Origin of the sequence: Nitrobacter sp., assembly GCF_047149785.1 — a bacterium.
Classification (GTDB): Bacteria; Pseudomonadota; Alphaproteobacteria; order Rhizobiales; family Xanthobacteraceae; genus Nitrobacter.
This window is the reverse complement of the sequence record NZ_BAAGBE010000001.1, coordinates 314996-335200: the sequence shown is the minus strand read 5'-3', so window position 1 is coordinate 335200 and position 20205 is coordinate 314996. Positions and strand designations below refer to the sequence as shown.

The window sequence follows — 20205 nt, the reverse complement described above, 5'->3', positions numbered from 1 at the left end:
AACAGGTTTGGTTGCAACAAAAAAGGCTCCCTCGCGGGAGCCTTTTTGGCTTGGAGACGGCTGCGCCTCAATGCGCGTCTGCCCAGACCGCCCTCTTGGTGAAGTAGAGCAGCCCGGCAAAGACGACCATGAAAATCATGACCTGAAGCCCGATCCGCTTGCGCTCCTCGAGCTTCGGCTCGGCCGCCCACATCAGGAAGGCGGCCACGTCCTTCGCGTACTGATCGACCTTCTGCGGCGTACCGTCGTCGTAAGTTACCTGGTCGTCCGACAGCGGATTCGGCATCTTGATGGCGTGACCCGGGAAATACTTGTTGTAGAACGAGCCCTCCGGCAGCTTGAACCCCTGCGGGGGGGTGTCCTCGAAACCGGTCAGGATGGCGTGAATATAGTTCGGGCCTTTTTCCTGGAACTGGGTGAAGGCATCGAAGATGAACTGCGGAAAGCCGCGCTCATACCCCCGGGCCTTGGCCATCAACGAGAGGTCGGGCGGCGCCGCGCCGCCGTTGGCCGCGCGAGCCGCGTTTTCGTTCGGGAACGGCGCCGGAAACTTGTCCGCGATACGCCCGGGCCGCTCGAACATCTCGCCGGCGTCGTTCGGACCGTCCTTCACCTGAATCTCGGCAGCCAGCGCGGTCGCCTGCGCGACGGTGAAACCGGGGCCGCCGGGATCGGTGAGGTTGCGGTAGTGCACGAGGTTCATCGAATGGCATGCAGAGCAGACTTCCTTGTAGACCTTGTAGCCGCGCTGCAACTGACCCCGATCGAACTTTCCAAACGGGCCCGCGAACGACCAGCTCACCGATGGCGGGGTCGGCGCATGGTCCGCCGCCTGAACCTTCGAGCCGCTGTCCCACACCAGCAGCCCGGCGACGGCAAGCATCACCGCAAGCGAAGCCACCACCCCTTTCTTCTTCCCCAGCACGTCCTCGGCGATCGAATTGGGGACGGGACGCGGTTTCTCGACGCGGCTCAGGACCGGCAGCACGATCAGGAAATAGACAAAGTAGCACGCCGTCAGGATGCGCCCGGCGATCACGTAGATGCCTTCCGGCGGCTGCGCGCCGAGATAACCGAGGCCGAGACATACGCCGACGAAGATCCAGAAGAACTGCTTGGCGAGCGGACGATAGCGCAGCGAGCGGGTCTTGGCGGAATCAAGCCAAGGCAGGAAGGCGAGAACGAGGATCGCGCTGAACATCGCCACCACGCCCGCGAGCTTGTTCGGGATCGAGCGCAGGATCGCGTAGAACGGCAGGTAGTACCATTCCGGCACGATGTGCGCGGGCGTCACGCCCGGATTGGCGGGAATGTAGTTGTCGGGATCGCCGAGATAGTTCGGGATGTAGAAGACGAACCAGCAATAGAACAGAATGAAGCACGACAGGCCGAACGCATCCTTGATGGTCGCGTAGGGCGTGAACGGCACCGTGTCCTTCGCCGTCTTGGGCTCGACGCCGGTCGGATTGTTCTGCCCGGCGACATGCAACGCCCAGACGTGCAGCACGACCACGCCCGCGATCACGAACGGCAGCAGGTAGTGCAGCGAGAAGAAGCGGTTCAGCGTCGGATTTCCGACCGAATATCCGCCCCACAGCAGCGTTACGATGCTGTCGCCGACATAGGGAATGGCGGAGAACAGGTTGGTGATGACGGTTGCGCCCCAGAAGCTCATCTGGCCCCACGGCAGCACATAGCCCATGAATCCGGTCGCCATCATCAGCAGGTAGATGATGACGCCGAGGATCCAGAGGACCTCGCGCGGCTCCTTGTAGGAACCGTAATACAGACCGCGAAGCATGTGGATATAGACGGCGATGAAGAACATCGAGGCGCCGTTGGAATGGAGATAGCGCAGCAGCCAGCCGTAATCGACGTCGCGGACGGTGGCTTCCACCGAGTTGAAAGCGAGGGCGGCGTTCGGCGTATAATGCATCGCCAGGATGACGCCGGTGACGATCTGCACGGCAAGCATGAACGAGAGGATGCCGCCGAACGTCCACCAATAGTTGAGGTTGCGCGGCGTCGGATAGGCGACGAACGAGGAGTGCACGAGACCGAGGATCGGCAAGCGCCGCTCGATCCATTTGAGGACGGGATTTCGCGGCTGGTAGTTCGATGGTCCGCTCATGATGCGATCCTGAGGAATGAAACGACGCGTTCGGTTCGGGTCTTTTCGGCCTTATCCGATCTTGATCTTGCTGTCGGACACGAAGGCGTAGGGCGGAATGGCGAGATTGAGCGGAGCCGGCCCCTGCCGGATGCGGCCCGAGGAATCGTACTGCGAACCGTGGCACGGACAGAAAAATCCGTCGTAATTGCCTTCATGCGCGATCGGGATGCAGCCGAGATGGGTGCAGATGCCGATCACGACGAGCCACTGGTCATGGCCCTCCTTGACGCGGGCCGAATCCGGCTGCGGATCGGGCAGGCTCGACACGTTGACCGACTGCGCTTCCTTAATCTGCTTGGCGGTGCGGTGCATGATGTAAATCGGCTTGCCGCGCCAGAACACCTTGATGTCCTGCCCGTCGGCGATCGGGGAGAGATCGACCTCGATGGGCGCGCCGGCGGCGACCGTGGACGCATCCGGGTTCAATTGGGCCACCAGCGGCCACGCCGCGGCAGCCGCCCCAACGGCAGCGACGGCGCCGGTCGCTACGAAAAGGAAATCACGGCGGCTCTGTCCTGCCGAAGACGATGTCGTCACGATTCCAACCCCCTTTTTTCCGCTGCCGGCTTGTTGCTATTGGTGTAACCACTCCAGGGATGCATCTTGCGAGCGGCCGTTCTATTGGCATCGTCGCCGAGTGAGCGCAAGTGCGCTGTCGGTCACATTACTGCAGTGCATCGGACCGCCGGCTGCCGCGAAGTCACATCATGAAAGCCCCGAGGGTGATGCGGATCGCGCTTTTTCAACCCGATATCCCCCAGAACACCGGGACGATCCTGCGCCTGTGCGCCTGTCTCGATATCGAAGCCCATATCATCGAGCCGGCCGGCTTTCCGGTCTCGGACCGCCATTTCCGCCGGGCGGGAATGGACTATCTCGATCAGGTCGCCATCGTGCGGCACGATTCCTGGCCGAAATTTCAGGAGTGGCGTACCGGAAACGGCGGGCGGCTGGTGCTTTTCACGACCAAGGGCGCCCTGCCCTATCTCAATTATCAGTATATGGATACCGATATCCTGTTGTTCGGCCGCGAAAGCGCAGGCGTCCCGGACGCCGTCGCCGACGCCGCGGATGCGCGTCTGGTGATACCTGTAAGGTCCGGATTACGGTCGCTGAACGTCGCGGTGGCGGCCGCCATGGCGGTGGGCGAGGCCCTGCGGCAGACAGGGTTGGCCATCCCGGAAAGGGTTTCGTGAGCTACGCGGTCAAAGAGATTTTTCTGACCCTGCAGGGCGAAGGCGCCCATGCGGGCCGGGCTGCGGTATTTTGTCGCTTCGCGGGCTGCAACCTGTGGAGCGGGCGCGAGGAAGACCGCGCTTCAGCCATCTGCCGGTTCTGCGACACGGATTTCGTGGGCACGGATGGGACGCTGGGCGGGCGCTACGCCACCGCCGAAGCGCTCGCCGATAGCGTCGCGGCGCAATGGGCCAGCCCGGCCGCCCGGCGCTACACGGTGTTGACGGGAGGAGAGCCGTTGTTGCAGGTGGACAAGGCATTGGTGGACGCGCTGCACGCCCGCGGCTTCGAGATCGGCATCGAGACCAACGGCACCCTCGCGCCGCCCGACGGCATCGACTGGCTGTGCGTCAGTCCCAAGGCCGGCGCCGATCTGCGCATCACCAGGGGGCAGGAACTCAAGCTGGTCTATCCGCAGGCGGACGCCCGGCCCGAGGACTTCGCGAACCTCGCCTTCGAGCGGTTCTCGTTGCAGCCGATGGACGGGCCGGACGCGGCCGACAACACCGCGCGCGCCATCGACTACTGCCTGCGGCATCCGCAGTGGCGGCTCAGCCTGCAGACGCACAAGACGCTGGGAATAAGGTAAAGATGGAATCGAGCGGCGCCATCAACATTGCGCACACGGGAGCGACTCCGTCGGTGCCCCGGACGCAGCGCATCACGCCGCCAACAGCGGCGCGGCGCGCTGCTGATCCGGGGCCGTCATGAAGGGAGCGCTTGGAACGATCCCGGTTCTGCGAAGCGGCATCGAGAATGCCGCCTCGCGCCCGGGACAGGTTGTCAGGAGCAGGTTTGACGAATGTGGGAGTTGACGAAATCGTTCCGCTTCGAGGCCGCGCATTCGCTGCCCGGAACGACGTTGGGAAACGCGAGCATGGAAATCCACGGCCATTCCTTCCGCGCCGAGGTGAGCGTCCGCGGCACGCCCGACCCCGCAACCGGCATGGTGCTCGATCTCGGGCTGCTCGCGCGCGGCATGGACGAGGTCCGCAACAAGCTCGATCATAAGCTGCTCAACGACGTCGAGGGGTTGGGCCCGCCGACGCTGGAGAACCTGGCGCGCTTCGTCTGGGGCCATGTCCAGCACGCGGGCCATGTGACACGCGTCAGCGTGCATCGTGACAGTTGCGGCGAAAGCTGCACTTATTTCGGACCGCAGGAATGATCGAGTCTGTCACCTCAAAGCGCAAAGGAAGCCGTGCTGAAAATCGAGCGTCATCGTCCGCGAAAGCGGACGATCCAGTAAATCGAAAAGATGCGAGGGAAGTCAGAGTCGACAGGGAGTACCGGGTACTCCGCCTTCGCGGCGTATGACGACCGTAGACCACCGACCTTTCCTACCACACGCATTTGCCAGGAACCGGGTATGGATACCTCCTCTCTCGACGACCGCAAGTCCCGCGCTCGAAATTGGTTCGAACAACTGCGCGACGATATCTGCGCGGCCTTCGAAAAGCTGGAGAACGATGCGCCGGCCGAGCTTTATCCGGGCGACGCCGGGCGTTTCGTCCGCACCGAATGGGAGCGCACCGATCACACCGGCGAACCCGGCGGCGGCGGCGTCATGTCGATGATGCACGGACGGCTGTTCGAGAAAGTCGGCGTGCATTGCTCGACCGTGCATGGCGAATTCGCGCCGGAGTTTCGCGCGCAGATTCCGGGAGCCGAGGCCGATCCCAAATTCTGGGCGTCGGGCATCTCCCTGATCGCCCACATGCGCAATCCGCATGTCCCCGCCGTCCACATGAACACGCGCTTCGTGGTGACGACGAAGGCGTGGTTCGGCGGCGGCGGCGACCTGACGCCCGTGCTGATGCGGCGACGCGCCCAGGACGACACCGACAGCGTCGCGTTCCACGCCGCGATGAAGGCGGCGTGCGATGCCCACGCCGTGGCGGACTATGACAAATACAAGACCTGGTGCGACGAGTATTTCTATCTGCCGCACCGCAAGGAGGCGCGCGGAATCGGCGGCATCTTCTACGACTGGCACGACAGCGGCGACTGGGACGCCGACCTTGCCTTCACGCAGGACGTCGGACGGGCGCTGCTCAAGGTCTATCCGGAGCTTGTGCGCCGCAACTTCAACACGCCGTGGACCGCGGCCGATCGCGAGGAGCAGTTGATCCGGCGCGGACGCTACGCCGAATTCAACCTGCTTTACGACCGCGGCACCATCTTCGGGCTGAAAACCGGCGGCAACGTCGAGTCGATCCTGTCCTCGATGCCGCCGGAGGTGAAGTGGCCGTGACGGCGGGGCTCACAGCCGGTGATCGCGGGTGAAACGCGCGACGGTCTGATCCGCGATCGCCGAAAGCTCCGCGGGATCGAGCGGGAAATCCGCCGCCAGCCAGGCATCCTCCGCGATCGTCAGGACATGACCGAGCGCCGGACCTGCCGCTATGCCGCGGGAGATGAAATCCTCCGCCTTCAACGGAAACGCCGGCGGCTGCCAGCGCTGCGGCAGGGTTGCGACGTTTCGCCACGGCGCGGGGTCTGCGTCGAGGCCCGCGCGGGCCCACGCCTGCATCAGCCGGTTGCAGAAGCGCGGCGCGCCGAGCCGGTAGATTCGCCGCCGCGCGGTCGCCTCGTCCATGCTGCCCAAACGCCACCAGCGATGGCCCATCGAATCCAGTTGCTTGGCTTCGGCATTGGAGAGTCGCAGCCGTTGCGCAACCCGCCGGGCATCTTCGGTGACCGATACCGCAAGCGCCGCGAGCCGACGGACCGGATCCGGCGCGAGCCCCAGCGCACGCTCCACGGCGATCATCGCCATGAGCGGCCCGCGATAGGCGACGCCGCCGAGGACAGCCAGCAGCAGGCCGCCATCCTCCATCGCGATCACCGCCTCCACGGCGCCCTCCGCGACCAGCAGCTTCAGCATCTCCGCCCGCAACCGTTCGGCCGACAGCGTGGCAAGTCCGGCACGGCCGCGGATGCAGGCGAGATAGCCGGCCCGGTCGGGCTCGCCCGCGCCATAGGCGGCGTGGATGCGGAAGAACCGCAGGATCCGCAGGTAGTCCTCGGCGATGCGCCGGTCCGGATCGCCGATGAAGCGCACCCGCCTCGCCGCGATGTCGTCGAGCCCGCCGACATGGTCGTGGACCGTCCCATCGCTGTCGACCGACAGGCCGTTGATGGTGAAATCGCGGCGTTCGGCATCGCGCGCCCAGTCGCGGCCGAACGCGACCCTGGCCTTGCGACCGAAGGTCTCGACGTCTTCGCGCAGCGTCGTGATCTCGAAGGGTCTGCCCTCGACGACCAGGGTGACGGTGCCGTGCTCGATGCCGGTCGGAATGCTCTTGATGCGGGCGGCGGTCGCGCGGTGGACCACTTCCTCGGGAAGCGCGGTGGTGGCGATGTCGATCTCGCCGACCGGCAGATCCATCAGGGCGTTGCGCACCGCGCCGCCGACGACGCGCGCCTCCTCGCCGTTTTCATTGAGCAGCGCAAGAACGCGCGCCGCAGGGCCTGATTTCAGCCAGCTCGCTTCGCGCAGCGAGCGGACCGTATTCACCTCTCGGCTCCGGGTACGAGCCTGCCGTTCTCCATATGCGCCGGAATGTAGGTCGAATCAGGCGGTGCGCCCGAGAAATGCGCCAGCAGGATGAAACTGACGACGACCAGTACCAGCGCGGCAAGCGAGAGCCTCAAGACGATGTGCGCCGGCCACGACGCGGCGATCATGAAGTCCACACGGTTGGCGATCAGATACGCAGCATAGATCGCGAACGGAACCAGGAAGATTCCGATCTCCATAAGAACCGGACGTATCATTTGAGATAGACTCGCTCATACAGCACGCGCAGGATACCGGCGGTGGCGCCCCAGATATAACGCTCCTCGAACGGCATCTCGTAGAACGAGCGCATCCTGCCGCGGGACAGCTTCCAGCCCTGTTTGTGATTGTCCGGGTTCATCAGAAACGACAACGGCACCTCGAACGCCTCCTCCACTTCCCCCGCATTGAGGCGAAGGTCAAATCCCGGCCTCACCCGCGCCACCGTGGGCAGGATGCGGAAGCCGACGCTCGTGCCGTAGAGGTCAAGATATCCGATCGGCTCGACGAAGTCCTGGGGAAGGCCGACCTCTTCCCATGCCTCCCGCAGCGCGGCATCGACCGGAGAGGCATCGGCCGCGTCGATCTTGCCGCCGGGAAACGCGATCTCGTTGGCGTGATCGCTGAGATGGGCGGCGCGCCGCGTCAGCAACACGGTCGGCTGATCTCGCGCCACCACCGGAATCAGCACCGCCGCCGCCCGCATCGGCTCGTCCCGAGCGATCTCCTGGAGCATGAAATCGCGGTCCTGATCGCCGGTCGACGGAGCGACGCCGGCGTCGGTCAACCCCGCGGGAATGTCGAAACGCAGCCGCGTCCGGGCGCGGTCGAAAAAATCTCCGGAGCCGTCACCGGTGGTCGCGGCACCCGTCTTATCCACCGGCACGTTCAACCTGCGTCCCTCACCTGCTCCGCATCCGCCATCGCAAAGAACTCTCCGCCCGATTCGATCCCGAACATCATCCGTCCATCGATCATTCGTTGCTCGCCCATGTCAACAAGATCGTAATACAACGCCCGCGTCACCTTCGCCCAGAGGCCGGCCCGGACGTGCAGATAGGGCTTCAATCCGCCCCCCTCCGAGGGCTCGAAGCGCAGCCGATGCCCGGAATCGCACGATACCCAGTCGCCGACGTTGGTTCGGAACCGCAACAGGCGGCCGTTCTCGTTCCGATCATGGATCATCTCGACGGCGACGAACGGCGCATCATCGACGCGGATGCCGACCTTTTCCACCGGCGTCACCAGAAAGTGTTTGCCGTCCTCCCGCTTCAGGATCGTGGAAAACAGCCGCACCAGCGCCGGCCGGCCGATCGGCGTTTTCATGTAAAACCAGGTGCCGTCGCCGGCGATTCGCAGGTCCAGATCGCCGCAAAACGGCGGATTCCACAGATGCACCGGCGGCAGACCCTTGCCGGGCGGTTCTGCGGCATCACGCGCTGCGGTCGCCAACCCGTCCAGCGTCCGGTGATCGGATCGCCCTTGCTTCGCCATGGTTTATCCCGACCTTGGTCGCTCTGTTCTTGCACAAAGAGGGATGCAAGCCCACTCGTCTGGTGGTTCAGAAATTTCGTTTCACGGCGCCCGACGGGTCAAGCGAAGTTCTGAATCCAAACCATACCAGAAACATAAGGTTGCCAGTGAAGTGGATTTGACCTTCGCCGAGCCGCATTCGCAGCGAACGCGGCCAACTTCGAAAATCGGGGCACGAGGTGCGGCTCCGCCGCCGGAACCGGCACGACATCTCGCCGCTTCGTGATCCGATGGCTCGAAAATCCGGTATTGTGGCAAGAGTTTAATTCCAAGGATGCACTGCGCTCGCGTATGTTCGACAGGCATGATGACGCAAAGCGGCAGGCCGCGCGCAAGGAGTGAGGAATGGCTGCGAACTCGGACATGGGCGTCGAGAAACTGGAGGACGTAATCGTCCGCTCGGCCGAACAGCTCGCCGGGCAAATTCGCGCGGCGCGGGACGCGATTTCCACCGTGATCTTCGGTCAGGACAAGGTCGTCGAGAACACGCTGGTGACGATCCTCTCCGGCGGTCATGCGCTGCTGATCGGCGTTCCCGGCCTCGCCAAGACCAAACTCGTGGAGACGCTCGGCGTCACGCTCGGCCTTGACGCCCGGCGCGTCCAGTTTACGCCGGACCTGATGCCGTCGGACATCCTCGGCGCCGAGGTGCTGGAGGAAAGCAGCGCGGGCAAGCGCTCGTTCCGTTTCATCGCCGGACCGGTATTCGCACAACTCCTGATGGCCGACGAGATCAACCGCGCCAGCCCGCGCACGCAATCGGCGCTCTTGCAGGCAATGCAGGAGCAGCACATCACCGTCGCCGGGGCGCGCCACGACCTGCCGAACCCCTTTCACGTGCTGGCGACGCAAAATCCGCTGGAGCAGGAAGGCACCTATCCGCTGCCGGAAGCGCAACTCGACCGCTTCCTGATGGAGATCGACGTCGACTATCCGGACCGCGACGCCGAACGTCGCATCCTGTTCGAAACCACCGGCGCCGAGGAAACCCTGGCGAAGGCCGCGATGAACGCCGATGTCGTTCTCGCCGCGCAGCGGCTGGTGCGGCGGCTGCCGGTCGGCGACAGCGTGGTCGAAGCGATCCTGTCGCTGGTGCGTTCCGCCCGCCCGGGTCCGGAAAGCGGCGATGCCGGAAAACTGATCGCCTGGGGACCGGGTCCGCGCGCCAGCCAGTCGCTGATGCTCGCGGTGCGCGCCCGCGCGCTGCTCGACGGACGTCTTGCGCCCTCGATCGACGACGTGCTCGACCTGGCCGAGCCGGTGCTGAAACATCGCATGGCGCTGACGTTCTCGGCCCGCGCCGAAGGCCGCACCATTTCCGACGTGATCGGACAACTGAAGACGCGGATCGGTTGATGGTTGCAGCGGCCGAGCATGTCAGGCGGGAGATCGAAGCAGTCCGGCGTGCCGATGGCGAAAGCCGCACGCTGGCGGCGTCGCTGCCGCGCCTCGTGCTGGAAGCCCGCCGCATCGCCGCCAATGTGATCCACGGCCTGCACGGCCGCCGCCGCGCCGGCTCAGGCGAAAACTTCTGGCAATATCGCCGCTTCATGTCCGGCGAACCGTCGCAGAACGTCGACTGGCGTCGTTCCGCCCGCGACGATCACCTCTACGTCCGCGAGCACGAATGGGAGGCCGCGCATACCGTCTGGCTCTGGCCCGACCGCTCGGCGTCGATGGCTTTTGCCTCCCGAGATGCGCGCGACAGCAAGCTCGAACGCGCCCTGATCGTGACCTTCGCGCTGGCCGAGCTGCTGGTGACGGGCGGCGAACGCGTCGGCGTTCCCGGGCTGATGCATCCGACGGCGAGCCGCAACGTCATCGACAGGATGGCGCAGGCGATGCTGCACGACGATCTCGCGCGCGCCAGCCTGCCGCCGTCGTTCGTGCCGGCGGCGCGATCGGAGATCGTGGTGCTGTCGGATTTATGGTCGCCGGTCGCCGATATCCGGACCATGCTCGCAGGGCTGTCGGCGACCGGCGCGCACGGCACGCTGCTGCAGGTGGTCGATCCCGCCGAGGAGACGTTTCCCTATTCGGGCCGCGTCGAGTTCGTCGAACCCGAAGACGGGCGCGTCATCACCGCCGGCCGCGCCGAACGATGGTCCCGCGACTACGTCGCGCGCGTCGCGCTGCATCGCGACGAGATCCGCAAGGAGACCGACGCGCTCGGCTGGCTGTTCTCGACCCACAGGACCGACCGCTCCGCCGCGGAGCTGCTGCTGTTCCTCCATGCCGGCATGACGGCGAGCAAGAGCGGCGGGGTGACCTCCGTCAAAGCCGGACGCATGGCATGATGTCGGCGCTTCCGCTCTCATTTCTCCAGCCGCTGATGCTGCTCGGCCTGCTCAGCCTGCCGCTGCTGTGGTGGCTGTTGCGGGTGATGCCGCCGCGCCCGCGGCGGATCGATTTTCCGCCGACGCGGCTCTTGTTCGACATCGCCGCGAAGGAGGAAACGCCTTCGCGCACGCCGTGGTGGCTGACAGCGTTGCGGCTTGCGGCAGCGGCGCTGGTGATCTTCGCGGCCGCCGGCCCGGTCTGGAATCCAAAGGCCGGCGCCGCTCGCAGCACCGCGCCATTGACGATCCTGCTCGACGACGGCTGGAGCGCGGCATCGAGCTGGGAAACGCGGATCAGGGCCGCGGACGAACTGATCGCGGAGGCCGACGGCGACCGGCGCGGCGTCGCCATCGTGCCCTTATCAGAACCGTCGCGCGACATCACGCTGATGCCGGCCGGAACCGCACGGGTGGCGCTGCGCCAGCTCGCGCCGAAACCCTACGCCGTCGAACGCGTCGAAACGCTGCCGGCGCTCGAGCGCTTCCTGAAAGCGACCGGCGACAGCGATATCGTTTGGCTGTCAGACGGCATCGACAGCGGACGCGGGGCGGACTTCGTCGACGGCCTTCGCAAGGCGATCGGCGAGCGTTCCCTGACCATTGTCGAGGGCGGCGCGCCGCCGGCGCATGCGCTGGTCGCGGCGGAAAATGCGGCGGCCGACATGACCGTGAAGGTCTTGCGCGCCACAGCGAGCGGCGCGCCGGCCGGCGTCGTCCGCGCGCTCGACCAAAAAGGGTCGCCGATCGGCGAGGCAAGGTTTGCGTTTCCGCCACAGGGCCGCGAAACCGAGGCCGCGTTCGACCTGCCGCTGGAGTTGCGCAACGATATCGCGCGGCTGGAGATCGCAGGCGAACGCTCCGCGGGCGCGGTGCAGTTGCTCGACAAGCGCTGGCGTCGCCGCGCCATCGGCGTGGTCAGCGGATCGAGCGCGGATACGGCGCAGCCGCTGCTCGCCTCGACGTTTTATCTGACGCGCGCGCTGGCGCCGTTCGCCGACGTCCGGCTCGGCGACAAGGGCGCGCCGCAGGAGGTGGTCAGCCGGTTCCTGGATCAGAAGCTGCCGATGATCGTCATGGCCGACGTCGGCGCGCTCTCGCCGGACCTGCGCCAGCGCATCGGCGCCTGGCTCGACCGTGGCGGCGTGCTGGTGCGGTTCGCGGGGCCGCGCCTGGCGCAGGCCGACGATGACCTTGTGCCGGTGAAATTGCGGCACGGCGACCGCAGTCTCGGCGGCAGCATGACGTGGGAAAAGCCGCAGCATCTTGCGGCATTCGCCGCGGACGGACCGTTCGCGGGCCTGCCGGTGCCGAAGGACGTCACCGTCACCCGGCAGGTGCTGGCCGAACCGGATGCGGCGCTCGCGGCGAAAAGCTGGGCGTCGCTCGTCGACGGAACGCCGCTCGTGACCGGCGAACGCCGCGGCAAGGGCCTGCTGGTTCTGTTCCACGTCAGCGCCGACATGCGCTGGTCCGATCTGCCGATGTCCGGCACCTTCGTCGAGATGCTGCGACGGATCGTCGATGCCTCCGGCTACACGGCGAACACCGGCAAGGCCGGCGACGCCCACACCAAGGCGGAAACCGTCGCGCCGCTGCGGACGCTCGACGGCTTCGGCGCCTTCACACCGCCGCCCGCGACCGCCAGACCCCTGCCGGTCAACTACAGCGGCCGCGGCACCGCCGAGCATCCGCCCGGATTCTACGGGCCCGCCGACGGCCCCGTTGCGGTCAACACGCTGGCGGCAACCGACCGGATCGTGCCGCTCGACACCTCGACACTGACGGCGCGCCGGGCGAGTTTCACCAATGCCGAACCGCACGATCTCAGGGGCATCCTGTTGTCGTCGGCGCTTGCATTGTTTTTGATCGACGCCGTTATCGTGGCGCTGCTTGGCGGAGGCCTCGCCGCATTGCTGCGTCGCCGCGCCGCCCATGCCGCGCTGTTGCTCGCCCTGACGCTGCCGACGATCGCGGTGATGCCCGCGACCTCGCACGCCGAAAGCGCGAAGGACGAGTTCGCGATGAAGGCCACCTCGCAGACCCATCTCGCCTATGTCGTGACCGGCAATGCCGACGTCGACACCATCGTCAAGGCCGGCTTGAGCGGGCTCACATTGTTTCTGGCGCAACGCACGGCGCTGGAAGCCGGCGATCCGGTCGGCGTCGATCCGGCGCGCGACGAACTGGCGTTTTTTCCGCTGATCTACTGGCCCGTGGTGCCGGGCGCGCCCAAGCCGTCGCAAAGCGCCCTCGACAAGATCGACGCCTACATGAAGCACGGCGGCACGGTTCTGTTCGATACCCGCGATGCGATCGACGCATTGCCGGGCGAGGGCGGCGGCGAATCGCGAACGCCAGGGATGCAGGAACTGCGCACCATCCTTTCGTCGCTCGACGTCCCCGAACTCGAGCCGGTGCCGCACGAGCACGTGCTGACCAAGACGTTCTATCTGCTGCACGATTTTCCCGGCCGCTTCACCACCGGCCAGACCTGGGTCGAGGCGTTGCCGCGCGACGAGGACGACGACGCGGCGTCGCGGCCGGCGCGTGGCGGCGACGGCGTCTCGCCGATCATCATCACCTCGAACGATCTCGCAGGCGCATGGGCGATGCGGCCCGACGGCCAGCCGATGCTGCCGCTCTCGCCGGGCGAACCGCGTCAGCGCGAATTCGCCTTCCGCGCCGGGGTCAACATCGTGATGTACACGCTGACCGGCAACTACAAGGCCGACCAGGTCCATGCGCCGGCGCTGATCGAACGGCTGGGGCAGTAGAGGCCAACATGAACCGTTCATTCGTCATTGCGAGCGAAGCGAAGCAATCCAGCGCCATGCGTGCAGGCTGGATTGCTTCGTCGCTTACGCTCCTCGCAATGACAGGAACTGCGGTGTGCAGGTTGTCGCGACGGAAGAATAGCGCATGACCTACGGCATCGCCTTCGCCCCGCTGGTTCCCCTGGTCGTGCTGTGGATCGCGCTCGCGGCGATCGTCGTGATCGCGGTGATGCTCGTGATCGGCCGCGCGCGGGGCACCGCGATGCGCGTGGCGGCGCTGGCGCTGATCCTGCTCGCGCTCGCCAATCCGTCCTTCACCCGCGAGGAGCGCGAACCGCTGTCGTCGGTGGCCGCCGTTATCGTCGACAAGAGCCCGAGCCAGAATTTCGGCGACCGCACCGACCAGACCGCGAAAGTACGCGAGAAATTGGTCGACCGCCTCAAGCGGATCAAGGGACTCGAGGTCCGTGTCGTCGATGCCGGCCAGGCGGACGGCGAAACCGACGGCACCAAGCTGTTCTCGGCGCTTTCCTCTACCCTGTCCGACGTGCCGACCGACCGCGTCGCCGGCGCGTTCCTGATCACCGACGGGCGCGTTCACGATATTCCGGACAACGTCGCCGCCCTCGGATTCAAGGCTCCGGTGCATGCCCTGATCACCGGCCACAAGGACGAGCGCGACCGCCGCGTCGCGATCGTCGCAGCGCCCCGTTTCGGCATTGTCGGCCAGACCCAGACCATCACCTATCGGCTCGACGATCAGGGCGTCAGCGGCGAGCACGCAAAGGTGGTGGTGCGCCGCGACGGCGAGGTCATCAGCGAGCGCACGGTTGCGAGCGGGGAAACCGTCGATGTCGGCGTCGAAATCAAGCATGCCGGCCAGAACATCGTCGCGATCGAGGCCTCGCCGCTGACGAACGAACTGACGCCGGTGAATAATCGCGCCGTGGTGCCGATCGACGGCGTCCGCGACAAGCTGCGCGTTCTGCTGGTATCCGGCGAACCACATTCGGGCGAACGCACCTGGCGCAACCTGCTTAAATCCGACCCCAGCGTCGATCTGGTGCACTTCACGATCCTGCGGCCGCCCGAAAAGCAGGACGGTACGCCGATCAACGAATTGTCGCTGATCGCCTTTCCGACGCGCGAACTGTTCCAGCAGAAGATCAACGAATTCCAGCTCATCATCTTCGACCGCTACGCGCGTCAGGGCGTGCTGCCGATCGCCTATTTCGACAACATCGCGCGTTACGTGCGCGCGGGCGGCGCGTTGCTGGTGTCGGCCGGTCCCGATTACGCCTCGGCCACCAGCCTCTGGCGGACGCCGCTGGACGCCGTGCTGCCCGCCGAGCCCGCCGGCGTCACCGACAAGCCGTTCCACGCGCGCCTGAGCGATGCCGGCAAGCGCCATCCGGTCACCCGCGACCTCGAAGGGTCCGCGAGCGACCCGCCGCACTGGAGCCGGTTTTTCCGCGAGGTCGACACCCGCAACGTGTCGGTGCCGCCGGTCATGACCGGTGCCGACGGCAAGCCGCTGCTGTTGCTGTCGCATTATGGCGAAGGCCGCGTCGCGCTGCTTCTGTCGGACCACATCTGGCTGTGGGCGCGCGGCTACGAGGGCGGCGGCCCGTATCTCGACCTGCTGCGGCGGACGTCGCACTGGCTGATGAAGCAGCCCGAACTCGACGAAGAGGCGTTGCGGCTCGAAGTCCACGGCAAGGACCTCGTGGTGGAGCGTCAGACCATGGCCGACAGCGTCTCGCCGGTTACCGTAACATCGCCGTCCGGCAAGATCCGCGAATTGACGCTCGGCGCCGCCGAACCCGGCCTGTGGAAGGCGTCGGTGGTGGCGGACGAACTCGGACTGTGGCAGGCGACCGACGGCACGCTCAAAGCGCTGGTCAATGTCGGCCCGGTCAATCCGAAGGAATTTTCCGAGGTCACCTCGACCGTCGACGAACTCAAGCCGCTCGCGCAGGCCAGCGGCGGCGACGCCCGGCGGATCGCGGACGGCTCGGGCGTCGACGTTCCGCGCATCGTTCCGGTCCACGCCTCGAGCGTGTTTCGCGGCGACGGCTGGATGGGCGTGCGGATGCGCGACGCCAGCGTGGTGCGCGGCGTCGGCGTACTGCCGGTGTTCGCAGGGCTGATCGGCCTGTTGCTGCTGCTCGGCGCTCTCGCCGCGACGTGGCTGCGCGAGGGCCGCTGAAGGCTTCGTTGCAAAAAACCCACAGTCCCTCGATTTGCGGAGATCATCCGGCGGCCGCCGCAGGTCGCCATTGACATCGGCCGCAAACATCGATGTTATATTATAACATCGATGCCGGGGTCGGCGCGCGATGCGGGGCACGTTGCGATGAACTGGTTCCGGTCGAACATCAAACATGGATCGCGGCTCGCCCTGCTCGCGCTTGCGATCCAGTTTGTGCTGTCGTTCGGACATCATCACGGCGGCGCGGCGCTCGCGGCCCCCGCCGTCGCGATGCAGGCCACCAACGCCGGCAGGACCGACGCAGCCAAGACTCTCGCGACCAAAGACTCCGCGGTCAGGGATGCCGCCAAGGCGTCGGTCACAAATCCTGACGGACCGGCGTCAAATCACGATCAGGGCAGCGACCACTGCGCGGTTTGCGCCGTCATGGCGCTCGCGGGAACGGTCCTGTTCACCGAACCTCCGGTCCTGCTGCTGCCCGAGGCGTATCACTTCCTCTATCAGACGACTTACGCCGAATTCAATCACCTCAAATCGCCGCGCATTGCTTCCCAACCGCGCGCCCCACCCGCCTCCTGACGTGGATCACTCGGCGACGCCCGCGCGGCTGGCGTAGCCGTTGCCGATGAGTTTCGCCACTCGTCCCTCGATTTTCGACGGCCGCCGGCCCGCTGCGGGTCGATATCGGCCACGTCAGGACCAAGCAAATGTCAGTTTCTTCCAATCGTTTTCTGGCGATTGCGCGCCTCGGCGCAGCGTCGCTTCCGGCCCTTGCCATGGCAATCCCGGATCAGGCCTCGGCTCAGACCGTGCTGCCCGATATCGTGGTCAACGCGCCCAGTCCGATCGCGCACCACGCGCGACATCACCGGGCCAGGCCTGCGCATACGGCCGGCCGCCGCGCGACATCCGTCGCGACCCATCGGCATCGTCAGGAGCAGCAAACCCCGCCGCCGACCGAAGCCGAGGTGCTGGCCGCGAAGAACACGACTTTTGACGATGCCCGGGCCCGCATCGCCGCGCCGGGGGGGGCCGTGCCGTACACGCTCAACCACCAGGTGATCGAGTCGATGCCGCAGGGCACGAACGCCACCGTGGACAAGGTGCTGCTGCAGGCGCCGGGCGTGACGCAGGACTCCGCCGCCAGCGGCGACCTCCACATCCGCAACGAGCATGCCAATCTGCAATACCGCATCAACGGCATCGCGCTCCCCGACGGAGTCGGCGGCTTCGGCCAGATCATCGACACCGCGCTGATCGGCAACATGTCGCTGATTACGGGCGCGCTGCCGGCGCAATACGGATTGCGCACCGCCGGCGTGGTCGATATCCAGACCAAAACCGACGCCTTCAACAACGGCGGCAGCGCCAGTGTTTACGGCGGTAGCCACGGCACTGTCACGCCGAGCATCCAGTATGGCGGCACAGTCGGCCAGACCCAGTATTTCATCTCCGGCAGATACTTCGGCAGCGACCTTGGACTGGAAAATCCGACGGCGGCCAGGAGCGCGATTCACGATCATACCGACCAGGAAAAAGGCTTCCTGTATCTCTCGACCGTGCTCGATCCGACCAGCCGCCTGACCTTTATCAGCGGCGTCTCCAACAACTCCTATCAGATCCCCAATAATCCGGGCCAGACGCCGGCCTTCACCGCCTACGGAGTCTCGAACTTCGACTCGTCGCAACTCAACGAGCGGCAGACCGAATTCAACCAGTTCAACGTGCTGGCGTACCAGAAATCCGTCAACGGCTTCGATCTGCAGCTCTCCTATTTCAACCGCATAAGCACGCTGCACTTCATGCCGGACACGATCGGAGATCTCGTCTTCAACGGAGTCGCGTCCGACGTCTATCGACGCAGCATCTCGAACGGCATTCAGGCCGATACCGCCTATCGGCTCACCGATGCACACACCCTGCGCGCCGGATTCGGCGTCACCGGAGAGCGATCGCTGGTCAACAACGGTTCGGTCGTGCTGCCGCTCGACGGCGACGGCAATCCCTTCGACGCACCGTTCGGCATCGACGATTCCAGCGCCAGGACCGGCTGGCTGTTCAGTGCCTATGTGTCCGACGAGTGGAAGATCGCCAATACCCTTACGCTGACCAGCGGCCTGCGCTTCGACGATATGGAGCAATATATCAGCGCCAACCAGCTCAGCCCGCGGATCAGCCTGACCTGGAAACCTTTCGAGGGCACCACCTTCCATGCCGGTTATGCGCGCAACTTCACGCCGCCGCCGCAGGTGCTTGCGGCGCCGACCAACCTCGCGCTGGTGCAGAATACCACGCAGCAGCCTGCCGTCTCCGCCAACGATCCGGTGCTGCCGGAACGTTCGCACGTCTTCGATGTCGGCGTCGTGCAGAAGATCTATGCGGTTCCCGGTCTCGAAGTCGGCCTTGACGCCTACTACAAGAAAGCCACGGACCTGCTGGACGACGGCCAGTTCGGCGCCGCCTATGTGCTGACGGCGTTCAACTATGCACGCGGCGAAAATGCCGGCGTCGAATTCAAGACCACCTACACCAACGGCAATTTCCGCGCCTACGGTAACGTTGCCTGGGGCAAGCAGATCGCAACCAACGTGGTTTCGAACCAGTATCTGTTCAGTCCCGACGATCTGGCCTACATCGCCGGCCATTACATCTACACCGACCATTCCCAGATCTGGACCGCCTCTGCCGGCGCCTCCTATCTATGGCGCGGCACGCGCTTCAGCGCGGACTTCATCTACGGCAGCGGGCTGCGCGCGGACGACGAGGTGAACGGCATTCCGAACGGAAGCACCGTTCCGGCCTATACCCAGGTCAATCTCGGCCTGTCGCACGACTTCAACATCGTCAGCGCGACCAAGCCGACAACGCTGCGGTTCGATGTCGTCAACCTGTTCGACACCGTCTACCAGATCCGGAACGGATCCGGCATCGGCGTATTCGCCCCGCAATACGGCCAGCGTCGCGGATTCTATGCAGGCATCACGCAGAAATTTTGAGGTGGACCATTCAGCGAAAAGCCTCACCGCGCAACGAGGATCGCTCCCTCTCCCATGGGATCGAGACGAGCGGAGCACGCTCTTGGAGCCTTTCCGCTTCTGATGGAATCAGAAGCGGGCCTCTATGTTTTTTACGGCCGTGATATATCGATCGGCCCCCTCATCCGGGATCGCTCCGGCGCGCGATTGCGGCTGCCGAGCGATCCGATCTCTCCCCAATGGGCAGAGGTGGTTACCCGCTCATCGCGAAAAATGCGGCCTCTATCGCGCGGCGTCTCGTGCGAACCTCCAGTCCGGACGGATCATGCCCGACACGCCCTCGAACGCGCCGGGGACGAGTTCGCACACCAACAGCCGCGCCCGATCGACCGGGCCCGGCATATCGACCTGTCCCTTCGGAATCACCTTGAAGCCGACGCGGCCGTAATAGGGTTCGTCGCCGACCAGAACCACAAGACGATGTCCCCCGGCTTTTGCGTCGCCGAGCGCGCGAACGAGCAGTGCGCGGCCGATCCCGCGGCCGCGAAACGGCGGCTCGACCGTCAGCGGCCCGAGCAGCAGCGCCGGCGTGTCGCCGATGCAGACCGGCAACAGCCTGACCGAACCCACCAGCAGCGTGCCGATGCGGGCGGTGAAGGACAACTCAAGCAGGTGATCGACATGCTCGCGCAGCCGGTACGCGCTGAGGACGAAGCGGCCGGGGCCGAAGGTTCGTTCGTGCAGGCGCTCGACGGCCTGCGCGTCGTTGGCGGTCTCGGTCAGGATGGTGAGGGACAGATCGGACATGAGAGAGGCGGATAGCACCTGCCACGGGCGCGGTCCATCGCCTGCCGCCGTTATGCGACCGACCGGAATCAGCGCCGCCAGGTAGCCGTCGGCGGCGCATGGTCGAGGACTTCCGCGATCCGCAGCCGCGTGCCGGCCGTGGTTTCCGCCGGCAGGGCATCCGCGGCGAAAAAGCCGCAATCGACGATCTCGCGGTTGGGCTCGGGTTTGCAATCCTGCCGGAAGTCCCTGACGACGTAGACCGCGACATGATCGCGCGGCGAAACATGGCTGTTGAGAAAAATGCCGTGCAACGCGGGTTCGCCGGATATCCCGATCCGGCCTTCCTCCATCAGTTCGCGCCGCAGCGCCGTGCCGAGCGCCTCGCCGACCTCGACGCCGCCGCCGGGCAGATGCCAGCCGGCCACATAGCTGTGCCGGACCAGAAACACCCTGTCGTCGCCGTCGAGCACCACACCCCGCACGCCGAGCGTCATGCCGCGGGCAAACCGCCAGTAAAGGTGAAGCAGCCGGCGCAGCACGGGCTCGAAACCGCGACGCAATCCCCCGACAGTCATGACGCGCGCACCTCCGCCGCAGCGATTCGCCGCAGTT

18 protein-coding genes are annotated in these 20205 nt (G+C 65.6%); 10 read left to right on the top strand and 8 right to left on the bottom strand.

All coding sequences use genetic code 11. The features are described from left to right. Positions 1-67: 67 nt before the first annotated feature. Both ACMDCM_RS01495 and petA read right to left on the bottom strand, forming a co-directional pair. Positions 68-2131, bottom strand: coding sequence for a cytochrome c1 (locus ACMDCM_RS01495; protein WP_412771910.1), 2064 nt, complete (start codon positions 2129-2131; stop codon positions 68-70). Positions 2132-2182: 51 nt separating this feature from the next. Then, a complete protein-coding gene (gene petA, locus ACMDCM_RS01490; RefSeq protein WP_412771909.1) occupies positions 2183-2710 on the bottom strand; it encodes a ubiquinol-cytochrome c reductase iron-sulfur subunit in 528 nt (175 codons plus the stop codon). Between the two features lie 188 nt (positions 2711-2898). Here petA and ACMDCM_RS01485 point away from each other — a divergent pair, with 188 nt between their 5' ends. From ACMDCM_RS01485 to hemF, 4 genes are all read left to right on the top strand, one after another. Then, complete coding sequence (locus ACMDCM_RS01485) at positions 2899-3369, top strand: tRNA (cytidine(34)-2'-O)-methyltransferase (RefSeq protein ID WP_412774628.1); 471 nt, start codon at positions 2899-2901, stop codon at positions 3367-3369. Further along, a complete protein-coding gene (queE, locus tag ACMDCM_RS01480) occupies positions 3366-3998 on the top strand; it encodes a 7-carboxy-7-deazaguanine synthase (protein WP_412771908.1) in 633 nt (210 codons plus the stop codon). Before ACMDCM_RS01485 ends, queE begins: the two co-directional genes overlap by 4 nt. Positions 3999-4211: 213 nt before the next feature. Continuing rightward, entirely contained in the window at positions 4212-4577 is a 366-nt protein-coding gene (locus ACMDCM_RS01475) for a 6-carboxytetrahydropterin synthase (RefSeq protein WP_412771907.1), read from the top strand. Between the two features lie 201 nt (positions 4578-4778). Next, entirely contained in the window at positions 4779-5663 is an 885-nt protein-coding gene (hemF, locus tag ACMDCM_RS01470; protein ID WP_412771906.1) for an oxygen-dependent coproporphyrinogen oxidase, read from the top strand. Positions 5664-5672: 9 nt separating this feature from the next. Here hemF and ACMDCM_RS01465 read toward each other — a convergent pair whose 3' ends face one another. Genes ACMDCM_RS01465 through ACMDCM_RS01450 form a run of 4 tightly spaced genes read right to left on the bottom strand, consistent with a single transcriptional unit; the run spans position 5673 to position 8465 of the window. Beyond that, a complete protein-coding gene (locus tag ACMDCM_RS01465; RefSeq protein ID WP_412771905.1) occupies positions 5673-6929 on the bottom strand; it encodes a CCA tRNA nucleotidyltransferase in 1257 nt (418 codons plus the stop codon). Further along, positions 6926-7189, bottom strand: a complete 264-nt coding sequence (locus tag ACMDCM_RS01460; protein ID WP_412771904.1) for a DUF6111 family protein — start codon at positions 7187-7189, stop codon at positions 6926-6928. The genes ACMDCM_RS01465 and ACMDCM_RS01460 overlap by 4 nt, the downstream gene beginning before the upstream one ends. Beyond that, positions 7186-7863: a CoA pyrophosphatase gene (locus tag ACMDCM_RS01455; protein WP_412771903.1), complete on the bottom strand. Its 678-nt coding sequence runs from the start codon at positions 7861-7863 to the stop codon at positions 7186-7188. Before ACMDCM_RS01455 ends, ACMDCM_RS01460 begins: the two co-directional genes overlap by 4 nt. Then, positions 7860-8465, bottom strand: coding sequence for a DUF1285 domain-containing protein (locus ACMDCM_RS01450; protein WP_412771902.1), 606 nt, complete (start codon positions 8463-8465; stop codon positions 7860-7862). Before ACMDCM_RS01450 ends, ACMDCM_RS01455 begins: the two co-directional genes overlap by 4 nt. Before the next feature lie 384 nt (positions 8466-8849). On the opposite strand from ACMDCM_RS01450, the gene ACMDCM_RS01445 reads away from it, so the two are divergent. The 6 genes from ACMDCM_RS01445 to ACMDCM_RS01420 all read left to right on the top strand — a co-directional run bounded on the left by ACMDCM_RS01445 (position 8850) and on the right by ACMDCM_RS01420 (position 18825). After that, positions 8850-9860 (top strand): AAA family ATPase, encoded by a 1011-nt coding sequence (locus ACMDCM_RS01445; RefSeq protein ID WP_412771901.1) that lies wholly within the window; start codon positions 8850-8852, stop codon positions 9858-9860. After that, positions 9860-10801: a DUF58 domain-containing protein gene (locus ACMDCM_RS01440; protein ID WP_412771900.1), complete on the top strand. Its 942-nt coding sequence runs from the start codon at positions 9860-9862 to the stop codon at positions 10799-10801. Before ACMDCM_RS01445 ends, ACMDCM_RS01440 begins: the two co-directional genes overlap by 1 nt. Next, positions 10801-13617: a DUF4159 domain-containing protein gene (locus tag ACMDCM_RS01435; RefSeq protein WP_412774627.1), complete on the top strand. Its 2817-nt coding sequence runs from the start codon at positions 10801-10803 to the stop codon at positions 13615-13617. The genes ACMDCM_RS01440 and ACMDCM_RS01435 overlap by 1 nt, the downstream gene beginning before the upstream one ends. Positions 13618-13762: 145 nt before the next feature. Next, the gene (locus ACMDCM_RS01430) at positions 13763-15826 is read left to right on the top strand and encodes a hypothetical protein (RefSeq protein ID WP_412771899.1); all 2064 of its coding nucleotides are present in this window, start codon (positions 13763-13765) and stop codon (positions 15824-15826) included. A 147-nt stretch (positions 15827-15973) separates the two neighbouring features. Next, positions 15974-16408: a DUF2946 family protein gene (locus tag ACMDCM_RS01425; RefSeq protein WP_412771898.1), complete on the top strand. Its 435-nt coding sequence runs from the start codon at positions 15974-15976 to the stop codon at positions 16406-16408. A gap of 128 nt (positions 16409-16536) precedes the next feature. Next, positions 16537-18825, top strand: a complete 2289-nt coding sequence (locus ACMDCM_RS01420; protein WP_412771897.1) for a TonB-dependent receptor — start codon at positions 16537-16539, stop codon at positions 18823-18825. A 261-nt stretch (positions 18826-19086) separates the two neighbouring features. Here ACMDCM_RS01420 and ACMDCM_RS01415 read toward each other — a convergent pair whose 3' ends face one another. Together ACMDCM_RS01415 and ACMDCM_RS01410 are read right to left on the bottom strand one after the other, a co-directional pair. Then, a complete protein-coding gene (locus ACMDCM_RS01415) occupies positions 19087-19611 on the bottom strand; it encodes a GNAT family N-acetyltransferase (RefSeq protein WP_412771896.1) in 525 nt (174 codons plus the stop codon). A 68-nt stretch (positions 19612-19679) separates the two neighbouring features. Next, positions 19680-20168, bottom strand: a complete 489-nt coding sequence (locus tag ACMDCM_RS01410; RefSeq protein WP_412771895.1) for an NUDIX domain-containing protein — start codon at positions 20166-20168, stop codon at positions 19680-19682. Positions 20169-20205 lie beyond the last annotated feature (37 nt).

Excerpts from the sequence above, each read along its gene's own strand:
- ACMDCM_RS01495 (WP_412771910.1), bottom strand. The coding sequence starts at position 2,131 with ATGAGCGGACCATCGAACTACCAGCCGCGAAATCCCGTCCTCAAATGG.
- ACMDCM_RS01485 (WP_412774628.1), top strand. The coding sequence starts at position 2,899 with ATGCGGATCGCGCTTTTTCAACCCGATATCCCCCAGAACACCGGGACG.
- ACMDCM_RS01475 (WP_412771907.1), top strand. The coding sequence starts at position 4,212 with ATGTGGGAGTTGACGAAATCGTTCCGCTTCGAGGCCGCGCATTCGCTG.
- hemF (WP_412771906.1), top strand. The coding sequence starts at position 4,779 with ATGGATACCTCCTCTCTCGACGACCGCAAGTCCCGCGCTCGAAATTGG.
- ACMDCM_RS01460 (WP_412771904.1), bottom strand. The coding sequence starts at position 7,189 with ATGATACGTCCGGTTCTTATGGAGATCGGAATCTTCCTGGTTCCGTTC.
- ACMDCM_RS01450 (WP_412771902.1), bottom strand. The coding sequence starts at position 8,465 with ATGGCGAAGCAAGGGCGATCCGATCACCGGACGCTGGACGGGTTGGCG.
- ACMDCM_RS01445 (WP_412771901.1), top strand. The coding sequence starts at position 8,850 with ATGGCTGCGAACTCGGACATGGGCGTCGAGAAACTGGAGGACGTAATC.
- ACMDCM_RS01440 (WP_412771900.1), top strand. The coding sequence starts at position 9,860 with ATGGTTGCAGCGGCCGAGCATGTCAGGCGGGAGATCGAAGCAGTCCGG.
- ACMDCM_RS01435 (WP_412774627.1), top strand. The coding sequence starts at position 10,801 with ATGTCGGCGCTTCCGCTCTCATTTCTCCAGCCGCTGATGCTGCTCGGC.
- ACMDCM_RS01430 (WP_412771899.1), top strand. The coding sequence starts at position 13,763 with ATGACCTACGGCATCGCCTTCGCCCCGCTGGTTCCCCTGGTCGTGCTG.
- ACMDCM_RS01425 (WP_412771898.1), top strand. The coding sequence starts at position 15,974 with ATGAACTGGTTCCGGTCGAACATCAAACATGGATCGCGGCTCGCCCTG.
- ACMDCM_RS01420 (WP_412771897.1), top strand. The coding sequence starts at position 16,537 with ATGTCAGTTTCTTCCAATCGTTTTCTGGCGATTGCGCGCCTCGGCGCA.
- ACMDCM_RS01415 (WP_412771896.1), bottom strand. The coding sequence starts at position 19,611 with ATGTCCGATCTGTCCCTCACCATCCTGACCGAGACCGCCAACGACGCG.
- ACMDCM_RS01410 (WP_412771895.1), bottom strand. The coding sequence starts at position 20,168 with ATGACTGTCGGGGGATTGCGTCGCGGTTTCGAGCCCGTGCTGCGCCGG.